General features: G+C 56.8%; 1 rRNA gene. It reads right to left on the reverse strand.

What is annotated here, in order from left to right:
• A 5S ribosomal RNA gene (gene rrf, locus ADL12_RS27965) occupies window positions 1-117 on the reverse strand.
• Window positions 118-243 lie beyond the last annotated feature (126 nt).

The raw sequence follows: 243 nt of genomic DNA on the forward strand, positions 1-243 counted from the left end.
GTTCGGCGGCGTCCTACTCTCCCACAGGGTCCCCCCTGCAGTACCATCGGCGCTGTAAGGCTTAGCTTCCGGGTTCGGAATGTAACCGGGCGTTTCCCTCACGCTATAACCACCGAAACACTATGAAGTTGGACCGGAAAAAACACGGTCGTTGCCTCAGAACTAACACAGTGGACGCGAGCAACTGAGGACAAGCCCTCGGCCTATTAGTACCGGTCACCTCCACACCTTACGGTGCTTCCA

Source organism: Streptomyces regalis (genome assembly GCF_001509475.1).
Taxonomy (GTDB): domain Bacteria; phylum Actinomycetota; class Actinomycetes; order Streptomycetales; family Streptomycetaceae; genus Streptomyces; species Streptomyces regalis.